This is a genomic window from Nocardia tenerifensis NBRC 101015 (assembly GCF_000308715.1).
Taxonomy (GTDB): domain Bacteria; phylum Actinomycetota; class Actinomycetes; order Mycobacteriales; family Mycobacteriaceae; genus Nocardia; species Nocardia tenerifensis.
Genome location: NZ_BAGH01000140.1, coordinates 1 through 4,000 on the forward strand (window position 1 = coordinate 1; position 4,000 = coordinate 4,000).

The window sequence follows — 4,000 nt, forward strand, 5'->3', positions numbered from 1 at the left end:
GCGGATCGTCGGAACCGGCCGCCCCCGAAACGCCGGAACTGCCCGCGCTCGGACCCGCCGCGACCGCCGCGCCGGTGACCGATCCGCCGGTCGCCGATGCCGCCAGGCTGCGCGATCAGCTGCTGACCAGTGCGAATCTGCCGCCGAACTTCACCGCGCTGCCCGCGCGAGCCGAGACGCCGCTCGGCGGCCAGTCCGCGCCGACCACCCCGGCGGAGTGCGCGAAGGTTCTCACGCCGGTGGGCACGCAGCGCGCGGGCGCGCTCGCCACGGCATCGGTCCAGTACACGGGCCCGAACTTCGCCAGCATCGATATCGACGCGGCGAGCTACCCGAATGACGCGGTGGCAGCCGCCTTTTCGGAGTTGCAGGCGACCCTGCGCCGCTGCACCCACTACTCCGGCGCCGACGCGACGGACATCGCGGTCGACTATCGGATCGGCGGGTTCCCGCCGCCGAAGGCCGGCGACGCGGCCACCGCCTTTCAGGTGCGCACCACCAGCGACGGGCTGACGCTGCACTCGTCGGTGGCGATCGTGCAGGTCGGCAGCGTGCTGGCGCAGGTCGCGGTGACCGCGCCGGAGCCGGTCGAGGACGGGGTGCTCAGCGACCTGACCGCCGCCCAGGTGCGCAGGCTGCAGGGTGTCTCGGGGCCTTGATCAGGGCGGATTCGCCCTGCGGCCCGGTGTGGCGGCGCTAGGCTCACAGCGTCCGACACATCGCCTCGAGGGAGGTTTCCCATGGCTGAGGTCAAGCCCGTTCCGGACGGCTACCCCGTGGTGTCGCCGGGGCTCGCGATCGACGGCGCCGCGGCCGCGATCGATTTCTACCAGCATGTTTTCGGCGCGTCGGAGCGGATGCGCCTGGCCGGGCCGGACGGCAAGGTCGCGCACTGCGAGCTGATGTTCGGCAACTCGCTCGTCATGGTCGGCGACCCGTCCGAGGAGATGGCCTTCCGCGATCCGCGGCAGGTCGGCGGCACCCCCGTCAACCTGCTCGTCTACGTCGCGGACGCGGACGCCGCCTTCGACGCCGCGCTCGCCGCGGGCGCCAAGGAGCTCGACCCGATGACCACCCAGTTCTACGGTGACCGCAGCGGATCCTTCGAGGACCCGTGGGGGCACCACTGGACGGTGGCGACGCACGTCGAGGACGTTCCGCCCGACGAGATGGACCGGCGGATGGCCGAGCACCTGGGTTAGGCCGTGCGCCGAGGCCCCATCCAGCCGAGGCCTAACCGAGCATCACCGAATCGCCCACCACCCGAACGGGTTTCGGGGCGAGTGCCCTGGGGGCCGGGCCGTGGGAGACCGTGCCGTCCAGGCGGTACTTGCTGCCGTGGCACGGGCAGTTGATGGTGCCGCCGGAGACCGAGGAGACCGTGCACCCGGCATGTGTGCAGATCGCGGACAGGCCGACGAAGGTGCCCGCGCTCGGCTGGGTCACCACGGTGTCGCCGACGATCACCCCGCCGCCGACGGGAATGTCGACGGTCTTGGCGAGCGCCTTCCCGGCCGGGCGGCCGGAGTCCGGCGCGGAACTGTTTGCGGGAGAAGCGTCTTCCTTGCCGTAGGTGGCGCACGCGGCCAGTGCCGCCGCCGCGACGACGGCTCCGGTCGCGACGACGCCGCGGCGGGTCAGCGCCGATTCGTTGGTCATGGGTCTCCGATCAGAGGGTGAGGCCGTTGTGCTGGAAGAACCAGAGCGCGGACGTGAGCCAGAGGCCCGTGACACCGGTGAGGACCAAGCCGCCCGCGATCGGGATCGCCCAGCGCGGCAGCCCGTTTCGGGTCAAGAGCAGCATCTTGGCGACGAACGCGCCGTAGCAGAAGCAACCGAGCAGCGAGTGCGTCAGCACCCTGGTGTCGTAGTGCTGAAAACCGAAGGCGTACAGGCAGTGCACCGCGACCGGGACGCTGACCAGCACCGCGAGCCGGCCCGTCCAGACGTGCACGGCGCCGATCCACGAGGGCGCGGCGACCGGCAGCCTGCCGTACATGACCAGCGCCGAGGCGAATTGGCACAGCGCGAGCAGGAACGAGACGCTGGCCAACCAGGTCTTCATCGCCTGCGCACTGGAGAAGCCCGCGATGCCGACCGAATACCCCGCCGGCTCATGTGTTTTGGCGTAGACGCCGAGCAGCACCGACACCGCCGCGCCGGCCAGCAGCGGGATCACGATCGCCCGCGCGCCGGGCCGAACTCGCTTGCCGGGCGCGGTCTCTCGCTCAGCCGACACCATCACGCACCGACCACCCAGCTGTGCCGAACGCCCGCGCTGTAGCCGTAGTGCCCGGCGGGCGCCGTCTGTTCCCCCGCTTTGGACATATCGATGAGAAGCAGCGCAATCCCCAGCGCCGCCACCATCGCCAGCGTGACCCACGGCCCGACACACCTCACCGAACCTCCTCGGAATCGACCGAAGCGATCCCGACCCCTCAACCGGCACCGCTGTTCCCCCTGTCCACGGTGCAGCCCACCCGACCGGTTCAATGCCCGCGGCATGTCACAGGCGGCCCCAGCGTGCTTCGCGGCACAATCGACCGATGGCACCGAGGGCGAAGATCGAGCCGCGACGTCCGCGGCAGTGGATACCCGCGGCGGAGATGGTCGAGGCGCTGATTCGGCTCGGACCTGACACCACGGGTTGGCGCGACGAACTGCGAGAAATGCTGAGCCAGACCACCGATGAGCTGCCGCGGTAGGCGAGCCCCGTGCCGGTGGCAGACCCGGCCCCCCTCAAAACCTGCGGTAGCCAGGTCTGCCGGTGGGGGGTTACCCCGGAGGGGGCGGGTGGGAAACCTTGGGGGCGGGTCGGATTCAGCAGGCTTGGTTCGGGGGTGTCAGGTGGTGGGCGAGGAGGAAGCGCATGAGGTTGCGCTGGATTTCCAGGCCGTGGTCCTGTTGGAGGAGGCCGGCGCCGATGACGTGCTCGGCGAGCAGGGGGATGGTGAACTGGGCGAGTTCACAGCCGCGCGGGCTGGCGTAGTGCTCGACGGTGAGCGGGATCGGCAGGCCCACACCGGCGTTCAGCACCTCCACGGCGGTCGGCAGCGTCGGCAGCGTCGGCACGGAGCCCGGGTCGGCGAGGTTGTCGGCGGCGAGCCACTGGGCGAGGTTGGTCCGGCCGATCACGATATTGCTGATCTCGTCGAAAAGGGTCTGGAGGAAGAAGGCAGGCATGGGCCGGGCGCGCTCGCCCATGGCGTCGATGATCACCTGGCCTGCGGGCTCGGTCCGGTACGGCGCGGCCGCCATCGGCGCGATGGCCGCGTACAGGTCGGGGTAGGTGGCGCCGAGGTTCGTGGTCATCGCGCCGCCCGCCGAGTACCCACCCACGTAGACGCGGTCGCGGTCGAGCCCGAACTCCTCGATCAGCGTCGTGGTGATGCCCGCGATGATGGACGGCTCGCCGTGCCCGCGCAGCCGATCCTCGGCCCTGTCCCAGTTCCAGCAGAGCTTTTTGTTCGCCGCCCACTCCTGCACCGGATACGCGAGCACGAAACCCATCTCGTCGGCGACCCTGGTGAGCGAGAAGCCGGAGGGCTGTGGTCGCGCGATCGGATCGTCGCAGCCGTGCAGGTACACCATCAGCGGCCGGCCGGCGCTCTCGCCGGGCGGCACGTGCAGGTAGTAACAGCGGGTGCCCGCGGCATTGGTGAAGCAGCGCCGGTCGATCTGCGCCCGCGCGTCCGGCGCGCCGGTCAGCAGGCAGGCGGCGGTCAGCAGGAGGGCGCCGAGAACGGCGCAGAGGCGAAGCACGGCGACTCGCACACCGTGATTCTAGCCAACGCGGGTGCCGCGAGATCGGTCATCGCGCACCACGACACCCGGTGCGACGGACCCGTCCCCTCATCGCCATTTCGGTGGCCGGGTCCGTCGCGGGGCGGGGGCTACCCCCGGGCGATGGCCTCGAAGACCTTGACCCATTTGGTGGCCGACACGTAACCGTAGAGGCCGGGCACGATCAACCGCGCCGGGTAGCCGTGCGCGATCGGCA

7 protein-coding genes and 1 pseudogene are annotated in these 4,000 nt (G+C 70.7%); 3 read left to right on the forward strand and 5 right to left on the reverse strand.

Annotated elements, in window-relative coordinates; all coding sequences use genetic code 11:
• Positions 1-659 (forward strand): sensor domain-containing protein (locus ON39_RS11450; RefSeq protein ID WP_040733512.1); only part of this gene is annotated, 659 nt, incomplete at its 5' end.
• 81 nt (positions 660-740) lie between these two features.
• Positions 741-1,202, forward strand: a complete 462-nt coding sequence (locus ON39_RS11455) for a VOC family protein (protein WP_040733513.1) — start codon at positions 741-743, stop codon at positions 1,200-1,202.
• Positions 1,203-1,233: 31 nt separating this feature from the next.
• Here ON39_RS11455 and ON39_RS11460 read toward each other — a convergent pair whose 3' ends face one another.
• From ON39_RS11460 to ON39_RS48670, 3 genes are read right to left on the reverse strand one after another with little or no spacing between them, the layout of a single operon-like run.
• Positions 1,234-1,659: a Rieske (2Fe-2S) protein gene (locus ON39_RS11460; RefSeq protein WP_040733514.1), complete on the reverse strand. Its 426-nt coding sequence runs from the start codon at positions 1,657-1,659 to the stop codon at positions 1,234-1,236.
• A gap of 10 nt (positions 1,660-1,669) precedes the next feature.
• Positions 1,670-2,242, reverse strand: coding sequence for a DUF6529 family protein (locus tag ON39_RS11465; protein WP_040733515.1), 573 nt, complete (start codon positions 2,240-2,242; stop codon positions 1,670-1,672).
• On the reverse strand, positions 2,242-2,400 hold the full coding sequence (locus ON39_RS48670; RefSeq protein WP_157195442.1) for a hypothetical protein: 159 nt from the start codon (positions 2,398-2,400) through the stop codon (positions 2,242-2,244). The genes ON39_RS11465 and ON39_RS48670 overlap by 1 nt, the downstream gene beginning before the upstream one ends.
• A gap of 146 nt (positions 2,401-2,546) precedes the next feature.
• Here ON39_RS48670 and ON39_RS48675 point away from each other — a divergent pair, with 146 nt between their 5' ends.
• Entirely contained in the window at positions 2,547-2,705 is a 159-nt protein-coding gene (locus ON39_RS48675) for a hypothetical protein (protein ID WP_157195443.1), read from the forward strand.
• Between the two features lie 115 nt (positions 2,706-2,820).
• On the opposite strand, the gene ON39_RS45810 is transcribed toward ON39_RS48675, so the two are convergent.
• Positions 2,821-3,774 (reverse strand): extracellular catalytic domain type 1 short-chain-length polyhydroxyalkanoate depolymerase, encoded by a 954-nt coding sequence (locus ON39_RS45810; RefSeq protein ID WP_051186520.1) that lies wholly within the window; start codon positions 3,772-3,774, stop codon positions 2,821-2,823.
• Positions 3,775-3,911: 137 nt separating this feature from the next.
• Positions 3,912-4,000: pseudogene (locus tag ON39_RS47210) on the reverse strand (molybdopterin-dependent oxidoreductase); the annotation flags it as partial.

Coding starts and splice junctions, on each gene's coding strand:
- ON39_RS11465 (WP_040733515.1), bottom strand. CDS start 2,242: ATGGTGTCGGCTGAGCGAGAGACCGCGCCCGGCAAGCGAGTTCGGCCC.
- ON39_RS11455 (WP_040733513.1), top strand. CDS start 741: ATGGCTGAGGTCAAGCCCGTTCCGGACGGCTACCCCGTGGTGTCGCCG.
- ON39_RS11460 (WP_040733514.1), bottom strand. CDS start 1,659: ATGACCAACGAATCGGCGCTGACCCGCCGCGGCGTCGTCGCGACCGGA.
- ON39_RS48675 (WP_157195443.1), top strand. CDS start 2,547: ATGGCACCGAGGGCGAAGATCGAGCCGCGACGTCCGCGGCAGTGGATA.